The 17,873-nt window shown below is 68.8% G+C and carries 17 protein-coding genes and 3 tRNA genes; 3 read left to right on the plus strand and 17 right to left on the minus strand.

Annotated elements, in window-relative coordinates; all coding sequences use genetic code 11:
* The 12 genes from AB4Z46_RS24665 to trpE all read right to left on the minus strand — a co-directional run.
* On the minus strand, positions 1-144 hold a 144-nt coding region (locus AB4Z46_RS24665; protein ID WP_341888899.1), incomplete at its 3' end, for a GTP-binding protein.
* A 74-nt stretch (positions 145-218) separates the two neighbouring features.
* A tRNA-Thr gene (locus AB4Z46_RS24670) sits at positions 219-293 on the minus strand.
* A gap of 51 nt (positions 294-344) precedes the next feature.
* Positions 345-418: transfer RNA gene (locus tag AB4Z46_RS24675), tRNA-Gly, on the minus strand.
* 74 nt (positions 419-492) lie between these two features.
* Positions 493-578, minus strand: a tRNA-Tyr gene (locus AB4Z46_RS24680).
* A 97-nt stretch (positions 579-675) separates the two neighbouring features.
* Positions 676-1,398 carry a uracil-DNA glycosylase gene (locus AB4Z46_RS24685; protein WP_442286183.1) on the minus strand — a complete coding sequence of 241 codons (723 nt, stop codon included), beginning with the start codon at positions 1,396-1,398 and terminating at the stop codon, positions 676-678.
* Between the two features lie 82 nt (positions 1,399-1,480).
* A complete protein-coding gene (trpC, locus tag AB4Z46_RS24690) occupies positions 1,481-2,281 on the minus strand; it encodes an indole-3-glycerol phosphate synthase TrpC (protein WP_442286184.1) in 801 nt (266 codons plus the stop codon).
* Positions 2,282-2,290: 9 nt separating this feature from the next.
* Positions 2,291-3,316 (minus strand): anthranilate phosphoribosyltransferase, encoded by a 1,026-nt coding sequence (gene trpD / locus AB4Z46_RS24695; protein WP_442286185.1) that lies wholly within the window; start codon positions 3,314-3,316, stop codon positions 2,291-2,293.
* Positions 3,317-3,333: 17 nt separating this feature from the next.
* Complete coding sequence (locus tag AB4Z46_RS24700) at positions 3,334-3,984, minus strand: LysE family translocator (protein ID WP_442286186.1); 651 nt, start codon at positions 3,982-3,984, stop codon at positions 3,334-3,336.
* A complete protein-coding gene (gene ltaE / locus AB4Z46_RS24705; RefSeq protein WP_442286187.1) occupies positions 3,977-5,038 on the minus strand; it encodes a low-specificity L-threonine aldolase in 1,062 nt (353 codons plus the stop codon). Before ltaE ends, AB4Z46_RS24700 begins: the two co-directional genes overlap by 8 nt.
* Positions 5,039-5,043: 5 nt before the next feature.
* Entirely contained in the window at positions 5,044-5,628 is a 585-nt protein-coding gene (locus tag AB4Z46_RS24710) for an anthranilate synthase component II (protein ID WP_442286188.1), read from the minus strand.
* A complete protein-coding gene (locus AB4Z46_RS24715; protein ID WP_442286189.1) occupies positions 5,625-6,014 on the minus strand; it encodes a GxxExxY protein in 390 nt (129 codons plus the stop codon). Before AB4Z46_RS24715 ends, AB4Z46_RS24710 begins: the two co-directional genes overlap by 4 nt.
* An 82-nt stretch (positions 6,015-6,096) precedes the next feature.
* Positions 6,097-7,599 carry an anthranilate synthase component I gene (gene trpE / locus AB4Z46_RS24720; RefSeq protein WP_442286190.1) on the minus strand — a complete coding sequence of 501 codons (1,503 nt, stop codon included), beginning with the start codon at positions 7,597-7,599 and terminating at the stop codon, positions 6,097-6,099.
* 283 nt (positions 7,600-7,882) lie between these two features.
* Between trpE and AB4Z46_RS24725 the strand changes: the two genes are divergently transcribed.
* A complete protein-coding gene (locus AB4Z46_RS24725) occupies positions 7,883-8,473 on the plus strand; it encodes a chalcone isomerase family protein (protein WP_442286191.1) in 591 nt (196 codons plus the stop codon).
* Here the strand turns inward: AB4Z46_RS24725 and gph are convergent.
* The 3 genes from gph to AB4Z46_RS24740 form a co-directional block, all read right to left on the minus strand.
* Complete coding sequence (gene gph / locus AB4Z46_RS24730; RefSeq protein ID WP_442286192.1) at positions 8,437-9,129, minus strand: phosphoglycolate phosphatase; 693 nt, start codon at positions 9,127-9,129, stop codon at positions 8,437-8,439. The genes AB4Z46_RS24725 and gph overlap by 37 nt on opposite strands.
* A gap of 65 nt (positions 9,130-9,194) precedes the next feature.
* Positions 9,195-10,640 carry an amidase gene (locus AB4Z46_RS24735; RefSeq protein ID WP_442286193.1) on the minus strand — a complete coding sequence of 482 codons (1,446 nt, stop codon included), beginning with the start codon at positions 10,638-10,640 and terminating at the stop codon, positions 9,195-9,197.
* 16 nt (positions 10,641-10,656) lie between these two features.
* Complete coding sequence (locus AB4Z46_RS24740) at positions 10,657-11,985, minus strand: MFS transporter (protein ID WP_442286194.1); 1,329 nt, start codon at positions 11,983-11,985, stop codon at positions 10,657-10,659.
* A 152-nt stretch (positions 11,986-12,137) separates the two neighbouring features.
* Between AB4Z46_RS24740 and AB4Z46_RS24745 the strand changes: the two genes are divergently transcribed.
* Positions 12,138-13,043 carry a LysR family transcriptional regulator gene (locus tag AB4Z46_RS24745; protein ID WP_442286195.1) on the plus strand — a complete coding sequence of 302 codons (906 nt, stop codon included), beginning with the start codon at positions 12,138-12,140 and terminating at the stop codon, positions 13,041-13,043.
* 9 nt (positions 13,044-13,052) lie between these two features.
* Here AB4Z46_RS24745 and AB4Z46_RS24750 read toward each other — a convergent pair whose 3' ends face one another.
* Positions 13,053-13,979: a LysR substrate-binding domain-containing protein gene (locus AB4Z46_RS24750; protein ID WP_442286196.1), complete on the minus strand. Its 927-nt coding sequence runs from the start codon at positions 13,977-13,979 to the stop codon at positions 13,053-13,055.
* Positions 13,980-14,049: 70 nt separating this feature from the next.
* Between AB4Z46_RS24750 and metE the strand changes: the two genes are divergently transcribed.
* Positions 14,050-16,407 (plus strand): 5-methyltetrahydropteroyltriglutamate--homocysteine S-methyltransferase, encoded by a 2,358-nt coding sequence (gene metE, locus AB4Z46_RS24755; protein WP_442286197.1) that lies wholly within the window; start codon positions 14,050-14,052, stop codon positions 16,405-16,407.
* Here metE and AB4Z46_RS24760 read toward each other — a convergent pair.
* On the minus strand, positions 16,367-17,800 hold the full coding sequence (locus AB4Z46_RS24760; protein ID WP_442286198.1) for a short-chain fatty acyl-CoA regulator family protein: 1,434 nt from the start codon (positions 17,798-17,800) through the stop codon (positions 16,367-16,369). The two genes, metE and AB4Z46_RS24760, sit on opposite strands and share 41 nt — an antisense overlap.
* Between the last annotated feature and the right edge of the window lie 73 nt (positions 17,801-17,873).

The following is a 17,873-nucleotide window of genomic DNA, read 5'->3' on the forward strand; positions in this document are numbered from 1 at the left end:
GTCGTAGGCCTTCGCTTCGCCGCCGAACTTGGCCGACAGCACGGTGGCGATCGCCGCCGTCAGCGTCGTCTTGCCATGGTCCACGTGACCGATCGTGCCCACGTTGACGTGCGGCTTCGTGCGGGTGAATTTTCCTTTTGCCATTTTCTCGACTCCGAAAAATAACTAGATCAACACACTGACATGGGGTTGCAACCGGCCGGCTGCAACCCCAAAACTGGTGCCCATTGCGGGAATCGGACCCGCGACCTCTCCCTTACCAAGGGAGTGCTCTACCACTGAGCCAAATGGGCGATATCAAAAAACCTGCCAAAAACTCTGCGCATTGCGCCGACCTGGACCTCTGGAGCGGGAGACGGGAATCGAACCCGCGTCATTAGCTTGGAAGGCTAGGGTTCTACCATTGAACTACTCCCGCATCGTGGCACCACCCCAGCTCGGGAAGCACCGCAACGGTCACAGTCAAGCGCTCTGCAAAAATCCATTCATCGCTGGTGGAGAGGGCTGGATTCGAACCAGCGTACTCGTAAGAGGGCAGATTTACAGTCTGCTGCCATTAACCACTCGGCCACCTCTCCGGCGAACCTCGGAATATAGCACGGTTTTGGGGAGCCACGTCGATGACAGCCCGCCCACGCCGCCCGCGTTCCGAGAGCCCTCGATTCTCGCACGAAATCAGGCGTCTTCCTGGCGGGATGCCGACGATCCTGCTTCCCGCCAGGCGCGCGCCTGGCCGAAATGACCGCAGCCGATGAATGGCAGGGGCGGCCTGAGGGCCGACAACGGTGACGGATGATTGGCGACCAGCACTTTGTGACGATTCGTATCGATCAGCGCCCGCTTGCTCTGCGCATGCGCGCCCCAGAGCATGAAGAGCACCGGCTGCGGCCGGCTCGCCACGTGACGGATCACCGCGTCGGTCAGCACCTCCCAGCCGCGCCCCGAATGGCTGGCGGCCTGGCCCTCTTCCACCGTGAGGCAGGTGTTGAGCAGCAGCACGCCGTTCGTGGCCCATTTCGCGAGGCTTCCGCCAGGGGTCGGGAACGTTGGCGGCCGCGTGCCGAGGTCGCGTTCCAGCTCCTTGAAGATGTTGCGCAGCGAGGGCGGCAGCGGCACGCCCGGCGCCACCGAGAACGCGAGGCCCTCGGCCTGGCCGCGGCCGTGGTACGGGTCCTGGCCCAGGATGACGATACGGATCTCCTCGGGCGGCGTCAGCTCGAGGGCGCGCAGCGGCTGCGGCGGGAAGATCACGGCGCCGGCGTCGAGCCGCTCGCGCAGATAGCCGAGCAGCTTCACACCGACCGGGCTGGCGAAGAACTCGTCGACCAGCGGCCGCCAGCCCGCGGCGACCGGCCAGTCGGCCGGGTCCGCCGTCGCCAGTTGACCAGCGGCGCTCATAGAAGCCCCCACGCTCGGCACTTCGTGTCCTCGCTGCCCCCCGAGGGGGCGCGAGCTTGCTGGGGGCGGCCCGGCACGGCGCTCATCGAAACAATTCGGCGAGCGCCTCGCCCGGCTCGGCGGCCCGCATGAAGGTCTCGCCGACCAGGAAGGCGTGCACACCCGCCGCGCGCAGCTTCGCGACCTCCTCGCGCGTCGCGATGCCCGACTCGGTCACCAGCAGGCGATCGGCGGGCACCTTCGGGAGCAGGTCGAGCGTGGTCTGCACCGACACCTCGAAGGTGCGCAGGTTGCGGTTGTTGACGCCGATGAGCGGCGTGCGCAGCTTCAGGGCGCGGTCGAGCTCGGCGCCGTCGTGCGCCTCGACCAGCACCGCCATGCCGAGCCCGGCGGCGATGGCTTCGTAATCGCGCATCTGGGCGTCGTCGAGGCAGGAGACGATCAGCAGGATCGCGTCGGCGCCCATCGCGCGCGACTCGTAGACCTGGTAGGGGTCGACGATGAAGTCCTTGCGCAGCACCGGCAGCTCGCACGAGGCGCGCGCCTGCTTCAGGTAGTCGACGCCGCCCTGGAAGAACTGGCGGTCGGTCAGCACCGAGAGGCAGGCGGCGCTGACCTGGCCGTCGCCCTCGGCGTAGCTCTGCGCGATGTCGGCCGGAATGAAGTCGGCGCGCAGCACGCCCTTGCTCGGACTGGCCTTCTTGACCTCGGCGATGACGGCGGCCGCGCCGGCCGCGATCTTGGCGCGCAGGGCGCCCACGAAATCGCGCGTCAGCACGCGGCTCTCGGCATCGAAGCGGACCGCTTCGAGCGGGCTTTTCTTCTTCGCCGCGGCGATTTCCTCGCGCTTGACGGCGACGATCTTCTCGAGGGTGTTCGACATGGTTCTTCCTCAAGCCGCTGCGGTGGCAGCGGCGAATTCGGCCAGCTTGGCCTTGGCGGCGCCGGAGTCGAGCGCGGCGCGTGCCCGCTCCACGCCGGCGGCGATCGATGCGCTGACGTTCGCGGCATAGAGCGCGGCGCCGGCGTTCAGCACCACGATGTCGCGCGCCGGGCCGGGCTGGTTGTCGAGCACGTCGAGCAACATCGCTTTCGACTGTTCGGGCGTCTCCACGCGCAGGCTTCGGTTGCTCGACATCGAGAAGCCGAAATCCTCCGGGTGCAGCTCGTACTCGCGCACCTCGCCGTCCTTGAGCTCGCCGACCATGGTGGCGGCGCCGAGCGAGATCTCGTCCATGCCGTCGCGGCCGTAGACCACCAGCGCGTGCTCGGCGCCCAGGCGCTGCAACGCGCGCACCTGGATGCCGACCAGGTCGGCGTGGAACACGCCCATCAGGATGTTCGGCGCACCGGCCGGATTGGTCAGCGGGCCCAGGATGTTGAAGATGGTCTTGATGCCGAGTTCCTTGCGCACCGGCGCGACGTTCTTCATCGCCGGGTGGTGGTTCGGCGCGAACATGAAGCCGATGCCGACGTCGGCGATGCACCTGGCGATCCGATCCGGCGTCAGGTTGATGTTGACGCCCAGCGACTCGAGCACGTCGGCGCTGCCGGACTTGCTGCTGACGCTGCGCCCGCCGTGCTTGCTCACCTTGGCGCCGGCGGCCGCGGCGACGAACATGGAACAGGTCGAGATGTTGAAGGTGTGCGAGCCGTCGCCGCCGGTGCCGACGATATCGACCAGGTTCGTGGTGTCGACCACCGGCACCTTGGTCGAGACCTCGCGCATCACCTGCGCGGCCGCGGTGATCTCGCCGATGGTTTCCTTCTTGACGCGCAGGCCGGTGATCAGCGCCGCCATCATCACGGGCGAGCACTCGCCGCTCATGATGAGGCGCACGATGTGCAGCATCTCGTCGTGGAACACCTCGCGGTGCTCGATGGTGCGCTGCAGGGCTTCCTGGGGGGTGATGGGCATGGGGTGTCTCCTTCGATTCAGGGGGTCGTTGCAACCGGGTGGTCGGACAGCGCGAGGCGGAGGCCGAAGCCGATGAACAGCACGCCGGCGCCGCGCTGCAGCCAGTGCATGCCGCGCTGCACCACGCCGACGCGGCGCGCGGTCCAGCCGGCCGCGAGCGCCCAGGCCACGTTGACGAAGATCGCGTTGAAGTTGAACAGCACGCCGAGCAGGAAGAAGGACAGCGCCTTGTGGTCGGTGCCCGGTGCGATGAACTGCGGCACGAAGGCCAGGAAGAACAGCGCCACCTTCGGATTCAGCGCGTTGGTCCAGAAGCCGCCGAGGAACACGCTCTTCGCGTCGGCCGCGCCGGCCGCGACCGGCGTCGGCGCGGTCGTGGAAGGCCGGGAGCACAGCATTCGCACGCCGACCCACAGCAAGTAGGCCGCACCGACCCACTTGAGCACGGTGAAGGCGGTGCTGGAGGCGGCCATCAGCGCGCTCAGGCCCAGCGCCGCGGCGACGATGTGGACGAAGCAGCCGGCGGTGATGCCGAAGCCGGCGAGGATGCCGGCGCGCACGCCCGAGCGCAGCGAATGGCTCACGATGTAGAGCACGTCGGGGCCCGGCGTGAGGTTCAGCAGCAGTCCGGCGGCGACGAACAGCGCCAGCGAATGGGCGTCAGGCATGGAAGAAGCCCCGGATGGCGCCGATGGCGCGATCGATGCCGCCGGCGTCGACATCGAGGTGGGTGGCGAAGCGCAGCCGGTAGAGGCCGGTGGCGAGGACGCCGTGCGCCTTCAGGTGCGCCAGCAGTTCGCCGGAGCGCGATCGCGCCGCGCCGGCCAGGTCGACGAACAGCAGGTTGGTCTGCGGCGCCTCGACTTGCAGCTCGGGGATGCCTGCGAGGCCGTCCGCCAGCCTGCGCGCCAGCGCATGGTCGTCGGCCAGGCGGTCGACGTGATGCTCGAGCGCGTAGGAGGCCGCCGCGGCCAGCAAGCCGGCCTGGCGCATGCCGCCGCCGGCCATCTTGCGGATGCGGTGGGCGCGTGCGATGAACTCGCGCGAGCCGCACAGCGCTGAACCCACGGGCGCGCCAAGCCCCTTGCTGAAGCAGACCGAGACGCTGTCGAAGCAACCCGCGATGCGGCGCGCTTCGGCACGGACGTCGGTGCCGAGCGCCGTCGCCTGGGCGGTCGCGGCGTTGAAGAGCCGGGCGCCATCGAGGTGGCGCGCCAGGCCCTTGCGTTGCGCGAGTTGCGTGGCCTCCTCCACGTAGCCGAAGGGCAGCAGCTTGCCGCCCAGCGTGTTCTCGAGCGCCAGCAGCCGGGTGCGCGCGAAGTGCGCGTCGTCGGGCTTGATCGCGGCCTCGACCTCGTCGAGCGCGAGCGTGCCGTCCGGCTGGTGGTTCAGGGGCTGTGGCTGCACGCTGCCGAACACCGCCGCGCCGCCGCCTTCCCAGCGGTAGCAGTGCGCCTGCTGGCCGACGATGTACTCGTCGCCGCGCTGGCAATGCGAGAGGATCGCGCAGAGGTTGCTCTGCGTGCCGGTGGGCACGAACAGCGCCGCCTCGAAACCCAGCAGTTCGGCGATCTGCCGCTGCAGCGCGTTGACGCTGGGGTCGTCGGCGAACACGTCGTCGCCCAGCGGCGCCGCCAGCATGGCCGCGCGCATGGCGTCGGTCGGCTGGGTCACGGTGTCGCTGCGCAAGTCGATCATGGACGGTGAAGACAGGCTGCTCATGGTGCTCACTCCAGGAAGTTGCGGAGCATCGCGTGGCCGTGCTCCGTCAGGATCGATTCGGGATGGAACTGCACGCCTTCGATGCGAACGGCATGCGCGAAGCCGGTGTGCCGCACGCCCATGATCTCGCCGTCGTCGGTCCAGGCGGTGAGCGCCAGCGCCTCCGGGCAGGAATCGCGCTCGATCGCCAGCGAGTGGTAGCGGTTGACGCTGAACTTCTCGGGCAGGCCCGCGAAGACGCCCTCGCGCGTGGTCGTGATCTCGCTGGTCTTGCCGTGCATCAATTGCTGGGCGCGGATGATCCTGCCGCCGAAGGCGGCGCCGATCGCCTGGTGCCCGAGGCAGACGCCGAGGATCGGCAGCTTTCCCGCAAAGGCCTGGATCGCCGCCACCGAGACGCCGGCCTCGGCCGGCGAGCACGGGCCCGGCGAGATCACCAGCCGGCCGATGCCGCTGCCGATGCGCTCCTGCAGGCCCTCGAGCGTGATCTCGTCGTTGCGGTGCACCTCGACCTCGGCGCCGAGCTCGCCGAAATACTGCACCAGGTTGTAGGTGAAGCTGTCGTAGTTGTCGATCATCAGGAGCTTCATGGCTTGACTCCGATCCGGTGCACGCCCTTGACCACGGGAAAGACGTTGAAGTTGATCAGCAAGCCCAGGCGCAGCCCCGACAGGCGCACCGCGGCCTGGGCCTGCGCGCGATGCAGGTCGGTCAGCGCGTCGACCGCCTTCACCTCGACCACCACCGACTGCTCGACCACGAAGGCGGCGCGGCAGACCTCGCCGAGCGCGCGGCCCTTGTAGCTGGCCGAAACCGGCACGTCGCGCACGAAGCCGATCTCGCGCTCGGCCAGTTCGATCGCCAGCGCGGCGGCATAGGCGGATTCGGCCAGGCCGATGCCGAGCACGCGCTGGACCTCGACCGCGGCGCCGATGATCTCGTGCGAGAAGTCGTTGTTGTTTTCTTCGGTGCTCATAGTGCCCCCACGCTTGCCACTTCGTGTGCTGCGCTGCCCCCCGAGGGGGCGCGAGCTTGCTTGGGGCGGCCCTGCGCGGCGCTCATTCCAACCCCTCCTCGACCAGTTCCGCCGCGCGCAGCAGCGCCCGCGCCTTGGCCTCGGTCTCTTTCCATTCCAGCTCCGGCACCGAATCGGCGACCACGCCGGCCGCGGCCTGCACGTGCAGCATCTGGTCCTTCACGATGCCGGTGCGGATCGCGATCGCGACGTCCATGTCGCCGGCGTAGCTGATGTAGCCGCAGGCGCCGCCGTAGAGCCCGCGCTTGGTCGGCTCGAGCTGGTCGATCAGCTCCATCGCATGCACCTTGGGCGCGCCCGTGAGCGTGCCGGCCGGGAAGGTGGCGCGCAGCACGTCGATCGCGGTCATGCCGTCCTTGAGCGTGCCCTCGACGTTGCTCACGATGTGCATCACGTGGCTGTAGCGCTCGACCGCGAAGGCCTCCGTGACCTTGACCGTGCCGGTCTTGGCGATGCGCCCGATGTCGTTGCGCGCCAGGTCGATCAGCATCACGTGCTCGGCGCGTTCCTTGGGGTCGTTGATGAGCTCGACCTCGGCCGCGCGGTCGAGTTCGGGCGAGGCGCCGCGCGGCCGGGTGCCGGCGAGCGGGCGGATGGTGATCTTCTGCTCGCCCTCGCCGGTGTGCTCCTGCCGCACCAGGATCTCGGGCGAGGCGCCGACCACGTGGAAATCACCCAGGTGGTAGTAGTACATGTAGGGCGAGGGATTGAGCGAGCGCAGCGCCCGGTAGAGCGACAGCGGCGACTCGGTGTAGCGCTTGCTGATGCGCTGTCCGACCTGCACCTGCATGAAGTCCCCGGCCGCGATCAGTTCCTTGGCGCGCTCGACCGCGGCCAGGTAGTCGGCCTTGGCGAAGCTGCGCTGCGCGGGGTGGGCCTGGCTCGGTTTGACTTGCGGCGCGCTGACCGAGTACTTGAGCTGGTCGCGCAGTTCGCGCAGGCGCCGCTTGGCGTTGGCATAGGCCTCGGGCTGGCCCGGGTCGGCATAGACGATCAGGTAGAGCTTGCCCGAGAGGTTGTCGATCACCGCCAGTTCTTCGCACTGCAGCAGCAGGATGTCGGGGCAGCCCAGGGTGTCGGGCGGGCAGGTCTTCTCGAGTTTCTTCTCGATGTGGCGCACCGTGTCGTAGCCGAAGTAGCCGGCCAGCCCACCGCAGAAGCGCGGCAGGCCCGGACGCAGAGCGACCTTGAAGCGCTGTTGGTAGGCCGCAACGAAATCGAGCGGATTGCCATGGGCTTTTTCCACGACCTTGCCGTCCGTGACGACCTCGGTCAGCGCGTCGGCACCGAAGCCGCTGGCCCGCAGCAGCGTGCGCGCGGGCAGGCCGATGAAGCTGTAGCGGCCGAAGCGCTCGCCGCCGACCACCGATTCGAGCAGGAAGCTGTGCTTCCCGCTGTCCTTGGTGTAGGCCAGCTTGAGATAGAGGGACAGGGGGGTTTCGAGGTCGGCAAAGGCCTCGACCATCAGCGGAATGCGGTTGTAGCCCTGCGCGCTGAGGCTTTTGAATTCGAGTTCAGTGATCACGGGTGGGGTCTCCGTCGGCCAGCGGACGCTTCAGGGTCGCTGGCGGGGTCATTCAGGGTTGGCCGGTTCAGGTCGACTGAAGGCCGCGGGCGCACGGCGTGCGCCGTGCAATCAAACAGGCAACGACGATGGCGTGCGCCAAGGCCAGGCTCCCCGGCTGCCTTGACCTGTCTGAGTGACGTGATGAATGAACATGGAATCGGGAGTTTAGCCCAGCGACAAGAGGCATTCAAAAAGATACATTCGGGCACTTTAAAAATTCTTGGCTGCCACGGAGACCCAGATGCCTTCCTTCGCCTTGCGGCGCGTCGTCGCGCTGTCCATCCTTGCCTTCGCTGCTGCCGCGGCATCGGCCGCCCAGGTCGACGTCGCGGGCGTCAAGCTCGACGACACGATCGACCTGCGCGGCAGCAAGCTGCAGCTCAACGGCGCCGGCGTGCGCTACAAGGCGGTCTTCAAGGCCTACACCGCGGGCCTCTACCTGGGCAAGAAGGCCGACACCGCCGAAGAAGTGCTGGCCGCGCCGGGCCCCAAGCGCGTGACGATCACCATGCTGCGCGACATCGACGCCAACGAACTCGGCAAGCTGTTCACGCGCGGCATCGAGGACAACTCGCCCAAGGGCGAAATGTCGCAGCTGATCCCCGGCCTGCTGCGCATGGGCCAGATGTTCGCGGACCAGAAGCAGCTGAAGGCGGGCGACAGCTTCACGGTCGACTGGATTCCGGGCAGCGGAAGCCTGATCACGGTCAGGGGCGTGCCGCAGGGCGATCCGATCAAGGAGCAGGCGTTCTTCAACGCGCTGCTGCGCATCTGGATCGGGCCGTCGCCGGCCGACTACAAGCTCAAGGACGCGCTGCTAGGGAAGGGCTGAACGCCAAGCTCCGCCAGCGAGTCGACGAAGCCGTCGGCATCCACGCCGCGCACCGGCTCGCCGTGGTTGTAGCCGTAGCTGACCAGCACCACCGGGCAGCCGGCGGCGCGCGCGGCCTGGGCGTCGTTGCTGGAGTCGCCGACCATCAGGGTGCGCGCCGGCAGCGTGCCCAGCGCCTCGCAGGTCTTGCGCAGGGGCAGCGGGTCGGGCTTCTTGCGTTCGAAGGCATCGCCGCCGAACACCTGCTCGAAGTAGCCGTCGAGGCCCTTGGCGGCCAGCAGCGGCCGCGCGAAGGCGGTCGGCTTGTTGGTCAGGCAGGCCAGGCGCAGGCCCCGGTCCCGCAGCGCCGACAGCCCTTCGGCGACACCGGCATAGACGCTGGCATGCTGGCCGTTGATCGCGAGGTAGTGATGCTGATAGCGCAGCCAGGCGCGGTCGTACAGCGCCGCGCCGCCGCCGACATGGCGCAGCACCGACTGGATCAGGTGCTCCGAGCCCTTGCCCACCATGGTTTCGACGGCCGGCGCGTCGACCCGAGGCAAGGCCAGGTCGTCCAGCATGAGGTTGAGGGCGACGACGAAGTCGCCGAGGGTGTCGACCATCGTGCCGTCGAGGTCGACGATCGCGGCGTCGAAGTGGGAAAGGTCAAAGCCCATGGGGTTCAAGACAGGGGGTGGGGTTTCAAGATGCGGGTTCGCCGGCTGGCGCCCGGATCATAGGGTCACCCCGAGGCCAGCGGACTCAAGCGATGGAACCAGGGCCGCGCCCGCTCCAGTTGCGCGGCCAGTTGGAACAGCAGATCCTCCCGCCCCGCCGCGGCGACGAACTGGATGCCCACCGGCAGGCCCTCGCGGTTCCAGAACAGCGGCACCGACATGGCGGGCTGCCCACTGGCATTGAAATAGGGCAGGAAGGCGGTGTAGCGCAAGGTGTCGGTGCGATGGCTCACGTAGTCGCGGTCGGCCGCATAGCGGCCGATGCGCGCCGGCGGCGTCGTCAGGGTCGGGGTGAGCAGGACGTCGTAGCCGCCCATGAAGGCGCCGAGCTGGCGTCCGGCCTGATGCATCCGGCCGATGGCATCGGCGTAGTCCACGGCCGAATGCCGCAAGGCGAAGTCCACCGCGGTGAAGATGGAAGGCTCGAGGTTGTCGTAGCTGGGAGCGACGCCGCGCAGGGCGCTGCCGGCCTGCACCGCCTGGGCCGTGCCGGCAGCGACGATCAGGCGCATCGCGTGGCCGAAGGCCTCGAAGTCCAGTTCCGGCAGCCGGGCCGGCTCGATGCCATGCCCGAGTTGCTCGCACAGCCTCGCCGCGTCGGCCACCGCCTCCAGGCAATCGGGATGGACCGCCACGCCCGACGGCGAGTCGGTGATCAACCCGACACGCAGGCGGGGCGCCGGCTGTGCCAACAGCGCCAGGTAGCTGCCGGCAAAGGCCGGCGCCGCATAGGGGGCCCCGACGTCCGGCCCATGCGTCGCATCGAGCACCGCCGCACTGTCGCGAACCGAGCGCGAGATCACGTGGTCGACACCCAGGCCGCCCCACCCTTCCCCGGCCACGGGCCCCAGCGGATTGCGCATCCGCGTCGGCTTGAGGCCGAACAGGCCGCAGCAGGACGCCGGAATGCGGATCGAGCCGCCGCCATCGGAGGCGTGCGCCACGGGAAGGATGCCGGCGGCCACCGCCGCCGCGGCCCCGCCCGACGAACCGCCCGCAGAGTGGTCGAGCTGCCAGGGGTTGCGCGTGGGTGCGCCGTAGACCAGCGCCTCGGTCGTGCAGTTGGCGCCGAACTCGGGTGTCGTGCTGCGACCGAAGAAATTGAAGCCGGCGTCGCGAAGCCTGGTCGCCAGTTCGCTGTCCTGGGCGCTCCGCACGCCCGCGAAAAGCCGCGAGCCGTGGGTCAGGCAGAAGCCCTTCGCGCTCAAGGCAACGTCCTTGAGCAGCATCGGCACGCCGGCAAAGGCGCCCGGCGGAAGCTCGGTCTCCATCGCACGGGCCGCCGCACGCGCCGCTTCCAGTTCCTCCCAGCAGACTGCGTGGATCCGGGGCTGGACGCGACACATCTGGGCCACGGCGCTCTCGAGCAGTTCGACGGGACTCACATCGCCGCGCCGTGCGCGCTCGGCCAGCGCCAGTCCGTCGTGCTGCACATAGTCGGATTGATTCACGATTCGGCTCCCGGCCTCAACGGGCGACCGATCGGGCCGGGATCAGCAAGGCGCCGACGCTGCCCAGCGCGATGCAGGCGGCCAGGATGCCCAGGCCCGCCGCGGCGCTGCCGGTCAGCGAGAACAACCAGCCGAACAAGGCGGGGCTGGCGAAGCCGGCGATCTGGCCGAAGGCGTTGATGAACGCGATGCCGAAAGCGGCCGCCGCGCCCGACAGGATCGCGGTCGGCAGGTTCCAGTAGAGCGCGTTGGCCACCACGTTGCCGCCGATCGCCGCGACGCTCGCCAGCATCAGCAGCATCGGGTCGTGCAGCGCCCAGGGCATGAGCGCGATGCCCGCGGCACACACCAGCCCGGGCAGGGCCGTGTGCCAGCGACGCTCGCGGGTCCGGTCGGAAGTGCGGCCGAGCGCCAGCATCGCGACGATCGCGAAGACATAGGGCACGGCCACCATCCAGCCGATTTGGACCGTGTCCTTGACCCCGGCACCGCGCAGCATCGATGGCATCCAGAACGCCAGCGTGATGCCGGCCAGGAAGGCGAAATTGATCACCGCCAGCAGCCACACGAGGGGCGATTTCAGCGCGTCGATGATCTTGTGCGCGACCGCGTGCTTCTGGTCGCTCTGCACGCGCTGCTGCAGCAGCCGCTTCTCGGCCGGGCTCAGCCACTTGGCATCGGCGATCGAGTCGTCCAGGTACCACAGCGTGACCACGCCGAGCAGCACCGCCGGAATGCCTTCGATCAGGTAGAGCCATTGCCAGGCGGCGAGTCCCTGCGAGTCGGCGAAAGTGCGCAGGATCCAGCCCGACAGCGGTCCGCCCAGGATGCTCGCCACCGGAATCGCCGCCATGAACAAGGTGATCACGCGGCTGCGGCGCTGCGCCGGGTACCAGTAGGTCAGGTAGAGCATGACGCCGGGGAAGAAGCCGGCTTCCGCCGCACCGAGCAGGAAGCGCAGCACGTAGAACTGGGTCGGCGTCTGGACGAACAGCGTCGCCACGGACAGCAGCCCCCACGACACCATGATCCGCGCGATCCAGCGCCGGGCGCCGAAGCGCGCCAGCATCATGTTGCTCGGTACCTCGAGCAGGAAGTAGCTCAGGAAGAAGATGCCGGCGCCCAGCCCGAAAACCGCTTCGCTGAAGCCGAGGTCGGCCTGCATGCCGATCTTGGCGAAGCCGACGTTGATGCGATCGAGGAAGGCGAACACATAGCAGAGAAAGAGAAAGCCCACGAGACGGCGCGTGACCTTGGCGTAGATCCTGTCTTCGCTTGCGAGGTCCTGGACGGGGGCATCCGGAAGCGCCGATGCGGCGTATGTGGAATGTGTTCGAGAGGGCACTTTGTCTCCTGTTCCGACGACGCACCATGCGTTTCGGTGGTCGCGGATCGTAGGCAAGGCCAGCCCTGGGGTGGTAGGGATAAGATTTCATCGTGAACACCTTTGGTTTTCACGCATCACCCCGTTCCCGCTTCCCGGACCCGATTCTTCGCATGAAAAAGCACCAGCTGCGCGCGCTCGTCGCCGTCGCCGAGCACGGCAGCATCCGCGCTGCCGCGAAATCGCTCGCGCTCTCGCAAACCGCGCTGACCAAGGCGCTGCACGAGTTCGAACTCGACCTGCAGGCCACGCTGCTGCTGCGCAGTCCGCAAGGCGTGCGCCTGACCCCGGTGGGCGCGGAGCTGCTGCGCCATGCCAAGCTGATCCTGACCGAGATGGAAGACGCTCGCGCCGCCATCCGGAGCTTTCTCGGCCAAGGGACGCCGCGCGTCACGGCGGCCGTGACGCCTGCCGTGTCCGCGTTGTGCCTGCCCGAAACGCTGGAACGGTTCCGTGGCCGCTTTCCCGACGCGACGCTCAGCATCCGCGATGCCTTTCTTTCCCAGACCCTGCCGATGCTGCGCGACGGCACGGTCGACCTGGCGATCACCGCGCTGAACCCCGAGGTGCTGGGCACCGATCTGTCGTTCGAGCCATTGGGCCGGCTGGCCATCGCGATCGCCGGCCGGCCCGGCCGCTTCCCGCCCGTGCGGCGGCGGCTGGACAGCCTGGGCGACGCCACCTGGCTGCTGGACGGCTCGCGCGGCGGCATCAGCGAAGCGGTCCGCCAATGGCTCGCGCGGCACGAGGTGCCGGCGCTGCGCCATGTGATCGAGTGCCCGTCCTCGATGGCCTCGATGATCCTGTCCACGCAGGGAGACTCCATCGTGCCGCTGCCGCGCGCCATGCTCTCGATCCCGTGGCTCGGAGCGATCAGCCAGGAGATCCTGCTGGACGCCTCGCCCTTGTCGGTGCCGCTCGGCATCGTCATCCGCAAGGACAGCCGGCTGGACGCACCCGCCAGCTGGTTCATCGAAAGCGTGCGCCTGGCCTTGCGGTCGGTCCCGATCGACGCCTGATGCCGCAAGCTAGAGCAGCTCGATCCCCGGCAGGCTCTTGAAGCAGGTCTCGCGCGTGATCTGCACGAAATCGCCCAGCCAGGCCTGTTTCGAGGTCGCGGCGGTGCAGGCCATGTGCAGTTCGCCGGTCAGCCCCTTCCTGCCCACGGGCCGGGCCGTGACGTAGCCGCGGTCGAGGTAGCCCTGCACGGCCCACAGCGGCAGCGTCGCGATGCCGCGCCCGCTCGCCACCAGCTGCAGCATCGCCACCGTGAGCTCGGTGGTGCGCCGATGGGCCGGCTCGACGCCGGCCGGCTGCAGCACCTGCCGCACGAGGTCCAGCATGTCGTCGGGCACCGGGTAGGTGATCAGCGTCTGGTCGGCGAAGTGCCGCGCGGTGAGATGCGTCTTTGCGGCGAGCGGATGGTCGTTGGCCAGGAGCGCCATGATCTCGAAGCGGAACAGCGGGTGGTAGTCGACGCTCTCGGCCGGGTCCTGCTCGGAGACGATCGCGACTTCGGCCCGGTCCTGCAGCACCAGCGCGATCGGATCGGGATGGAAGCCCGACACGATGTCGAGCTCGATTTCGGGCCAGCGCTGGCGAAAGGCGTCCATCGCGGGCATCAGCCAGTCGAAGCAGGTGTGGCATTCCACCACGATGCGCAGCTGGCCGGTGCGCCCGCTCGACAGCCGCGCCAGGTCGCGCTCGGCCTCGCCGATCAGCGGCAACGCCTTGTCGGCCAGCTCGAGCAGGCGCATGCCCGCGACGCTGAACTGCGGCGGGACCGACTTGCGCTCGAACAGCGCCAGGCCGAAATGATCCTCCAGCAACTTGATCTGGTGCGACAGCGCCGACTGCGTGAGGTTCAGCAGCTGCGCCGCCCGCACCAGGCTCCCGGTGTCGCGCAGCGCGGCCAGCGTGCGGAAGTGGCGGATTTCGAGGACGGACGAGATCATGAATTTCGTTCAAGTTGAAGAGCAAAAGGTTTCGTTTGAATCATATCGGCATCCTTGGGAACATCGCCGCATGACACGTACCCACATCCTCGGCTTCCCGCGCATGGGCGCCCACCGCGAGCTCAAGTTCGCCCTCGAACGGCACTGGCGCGGCGAGATCGACGCCGCCGCCCTCGAAACCCTCGGCGCCGACCTGCGCGCGCGCCACTGGCAGGCCCAGCGCGATGCCGGCCTCGACTTCGTGACGGTGGGCGACTTCGCCTTCTACGACCACGTCGCCAACCACATCCAGCTGCTGGGCTGCGAGCCGCCGCGCTTCGAGTTCGCGGGCGATGCGCCCGAACTGGCGCGCTACTTCACGATGGCGCGCGGCGTCGCCGACGAGGCCGGCCACGAAGGCTGCGCGCACGGCGGCCACGCCACCTTCGCGCTGGAAATGACCAAGTGGTTCGACACCAACTACCACTACCTGGTGCCCGAGTTCTCGGCCCATACCCGCTTCGGCCTTTCGTCGGTGCGCCTGTTCGACGAGGTCGCGCAGGCGCAGAAGCTCGGGCACAAGGTCAAGGCGGTGCTGCTCGGGCCGCTGAGCTTCCTGTGGCTGGGCAAGGAGAAGCAGGCCGGCTTCGACCGCTTCACGCTGCTGGACGCGCTGCTGCCGGTCTACGAGCAGGTGCTCGCCCGCCTCAAGTCGCTCGGCGTGGAATGGGTGCAGATCGACGAGCCCGTCCTCGGCCTCGACCTGCCCGACGCCTGGCGCAACGCCTTCGAGCGCAGCTACTGGCAGCTCGCGCGCAGCGCGCCCAAGCTGCTGCTCGCCACCTACTTCTCGCCGCTGGCGGAGAACCTCCGCCTGGCCTGCCAGCTTCCGGTGGCCGGCCTGCACGTGGACGCCGTGCGCGCGCCCGGCGAGCTCACGGGCGTGGCCGACTGGCTGCCCGCGCACAAGGTGCTGTCGGTCGGCATCGTGGATGGCCGCAACATCTGGCGCACCGATCCGGATGCGGCGCTCGCCCGGCTCCAGCCGGTGGTCGACAAGCATCGGGGCGAACTCTGGATCGCGCCCTCGTGCTCGCTGCTGCACGTGCCGTTCAGCCTCGCGGCGGAGACCCGGCTCGATGCCGAGATCAAGTCCTGGCTGGCGTTCGCGGTCGAGAAGCTCGATGAACTGCGGGTGCTGCGTGCGGCGCTGGACGGCGAGGAAAGCGCCGTCGAGGCCGAGCTGGTCGCGGCCCGCAAGGCCGTGGCCGCGCGCCGCGCGAGCCCGCGCGTGCACCGTGCCGACGTCGCGTTGCGCCTGGCGCGCAGCGTCGCCAGCGACGATCGCCGCCTGTCCGGCTTCCCGCAGCGCCAGGCCGAGCAACGCGCGCGCTTCGCGCTGCCGCCCTTGCCCACCACCACCATCGGATCGTTCCCGCAGACCGGCGCGATCCGTGCGGCGCGTGCCGCCTTCAAGCGCGGCGAACTCGATGCCGCGTCCTACCGCGAAAAGATGCAGGCCGAGATCGCGCTCGCCGTTCGCAAGCAGGAAGCGCTCGGCATCGACGTCCTGGTGCACGGCGAGGCCGAGCGCAACGACATGGTCGAATACTTCGGCGAACAATTGGACGGCTTCGCCTTCACGGCCAACGGCTGGGTGCAGTCGTACGGCTCGCGCTGCGTCAAGCCGCCGGTGATCTTCGGCGACGTGGCGCGGCCGGCGCCGATGACGGTCGAATGGACCGCCTACGCGCAGAGCCTGACGAAGCTGCCGATGAAGGGCATGCTCACCGGGCCCATCACCATCCTGCAGTGGTCCTTCGTGCGCGACGACCAGCCGCGCAGCGTCACGACCGAGCAGATCGCCTGGGCGATCCGCGACGAGGTGGTGGACCTCGAGCAGGCCGGCATCGGCATCATCCAGATCGACGAGCCGGCGATCCGCGAAGGCCTGCCGCTGCGGCGCGCGGGCTGGAAGAACTACCTCGAAGGCGCCACCCGATCCTTCCGCATCAGCGCCTCGGGCGTGGCCGACCGGACCCAGATCCACACCCACATGTGCTATTCGGAATTCAACGACATCCTGCCGGAGATCGCGGCGATGGACGCCGACGTGATCACCATCGAGACCAGCCGCTCCGACATGGAGCTCTTGCGCGGCTTCGGCGACTTCAGGTATCCGAACGAGATCGGCCCGGGTGTCTACGACATCCACTCGCCGCGCATCCCGAGCACCGACGAGATGGTGCGGCTGATGCGCAAGGCGGCCGCGGTGGTGCCGGCGGCGAATCTATGGATCAACCCCGACTGCGGGCTCAAGACCCGGGGCTGGCCGGAGACCGAGGCGGCGCTGTCGAACATGGTGGCGGCGGCGCGGATCCTGCGCGGCGAACTCAGGCCGGGGGCTCTCAAGCCGCCGGCTTGGCGTCCGCCACCGCGTACGGCGTGAAGCGGCTCTCGTTCTCGTTCACGTCCAGCGGCCGGCCGACGAACGGAAAGGCCCGCTGCGGGCAGGCCACGCGCTCGCAGACCTTGCAACCCATCCCGATCGGCGTCGGCACCTCGGGATCCTTCAGGTCGAGGCCCTTCGAATAGACCAGCCGCGGCGCGTAGCGGATGTCGCAGCCGAGGCCGATCGAGAAGGTCTTGCTGGGCGAGCCGAAGCCGCGCTGCCCATGCGACACGGTGCGCGCGATCCAGAGGTAGGCGCGGCCGTCCGGCATGCGCGCGAGCTGCGGCAGGATGCGCCCCGGCTGGGCGAAGGCCTCGTAGACGTTCCACAGCGGGCAGGTGCCGCCGGTCTTCGAGAAATGGAAGTGCGTCGCCGACTGGCGCTTGGAGATGTTGCCGGCCCGGTCCACGCGGATGAAGAAGAAGGGCACGCCGGGCGCCTGGGGCCGCTGCAGCGTGCTGAGCCGGTGGCAGATGGTCTCGAAGCCGACGCCGAAGCGGCGCGCGAGCTGGTCGATGTCGTAGCGCAGCGTCTCGGCGGCGTTCAGGAAGATGCCGTAGGGCAGCAGCAAGGCCCCGGCGAAGTAGTTGGCCAGGCCGATGCGCGCCAGCGCATGCGCCGGCAGGTCCCCGAAGTCCGCGCCCTCGACCAGCGACTCGATCAGGTCCGCCTGTTCGAGCAGCGCGAGCTGGGTGGCCAGCTGGAAGGCCTGCTGGCCCGCCTCCAGGCTCGCGGACAGGCGCAGCACGCGGTGGGCGGGATCGTAGCGGCGCTGGCTGTCGGCCGCGCCATCGTCCGCGGGCACGACGCGCACGCCGTGGCGCTTCAGGAGCCGCTGCAGCAGCCATTCGCCCAGCGGCCCGCCGTGGCCCCGGGCCTCCGACGCCAGTGCCTCGGCGGCGACGTCGAGCGGATCGAAGTAGTTCTGGTGGGAAAAGAAGAAGTCGCGCACCCGCTCGAAGGGCATCGGACGCGCGCCCACAAGGTCGCCGCGCCCGTCGCCCAGCTCGGCCGCCATCGTCTCCAGCCGCTCCATCGCCTCCTGGTGACGGCGATGCAACGCCAGCAGCGCGCGGCCCACGGCGGGCATCTGCGAGGCGACCTCGCGCAACTCGGGCAGCGACACCGTCTCGCCACCCGGATTGTCGGCGAGCGCATCGCGCAGGTCGGCCACCAGCCGCGCCTCTTCGTCCTCGGAGAACTGCTGCACGTCGACGCCGAGCGCGCGGCTGATCCTGAGCAGCACGGCGACGGTCAGCGGCCGCTGGTTCTGCTCGATCTGGTTGAGGTAGCTGGGCGACAGGCCCAGCGCATGGGCCAGCGCCACCTGGCTCAGGCCGCGCTCGGCCCGGAGCTTGCGCAGGCGCACGCCCATGAAGGTCTTGCGCATCAGGCCGCTCTCCAAATATTCGCAATGTTTGCAAAACCGAGGTTTTTCATTCGCAACTCTTCGCTATTTCAGG

This window comes from Variovorax sp. M-6 (assembly GCF_052114385.1).
GTDB lineage: Bacteria > Pseudomonadota > Gammaproteobacteria > Burkholderiales > Burkholderiaceae_C > Variovorax.

Bases quoted from the DNA above. Each gene is read 5' to 3' on its own strand.
- AB4Z46_RS24685 (WP_442286183.1), bottom strand. From the start codon at position 1,398: ATGAGCGCCGCTGGTCAACTGGCGACGGCGGACCCGGCCGACTGGCCG.
- trpC (WP_442286184.1), bottom strand. From the start codon at position 2,281: ATGTCGAACACCCTCGAGAAGATCGTCGCCGTCAAGCGCGAGGAAATC.
- trpD (WP_442286185.1), bottom strand. From the start codon at position 3,316: ATGCCCATCACCCCCCAGGAAGCCCTGCAGCGCACCATCGAGCACCGC.
- AB4Z46_RS24700 (WP_442286186.1), bottom strand. From the start codon at position 3,984: ATGCCTGACGCCCATTCGCTGGCGCTGTTCGTCGCCGCCGGACTGCTG.
- ltaE (WP_442286187.1), bottom strand. From the start codon at position 5,038: ATGAGCAGCCTGTCTTCACCGTCCATGATCGACTTGCGCAGCGACACC.
- AB4Z46_RS24710 (WP_442286188.1), bottom strand. From the start codon at position 5,628: ATGAAGCTCCTGATGATCGACAACTACGACAGCTTCACCTACAACCTG.
- AB4Z46_RS24715 (WP_442286189.1), bottom strand. From the start codon at position 6,014: ATGAGCACCGAAGAAAACAACAACGACTTCTCGCACGAGATCATCGGC.
- AB4Z46_RS24725 (WP_442286191.1), top strand. From the start codon at position 7,883: ATGCCTTCCTTCGCCTTGCGGCGCGTCGTCGCGCTGTCCATCCTTGCC.
- gph (WP_442286192.1), bottom strand. From the start codon at position 9,129: ATGGGCTTTGACCTTTCCCACTTCGACGCCGCGATCGTCGACCTCGAC.
- AB4Z46_RS24745 (WP_442286195.1), top strand. From the start codon at position 12,138: ATGAAAAAGCACCAGCTGCGCGCGCTCGTCGCCGTCGCCGAGCACGGC.
- AB4Z46_RS24750 (WP_442286196.1), bottom strand. From the start codon at position 13,979: ATGATCTCGTCCGTCCTCGAAATCCGCCACTTCCGCACGCTGGCCGCG.
- metE (WP_442286197.1), top strand. From the start codon at position 14,050: ATGACACGTACCCACATCCTCGGCTTCCCGCGCATGGGCGCCCACCGC.
- AB4Z46_RS24760 (WP_442286198.1), bottom strand. From the start codon at position 17,800: ATGCGCAAGACCTTCATGGGCGTGCGCCTGCGCAAGCTCCGGGCCGAG.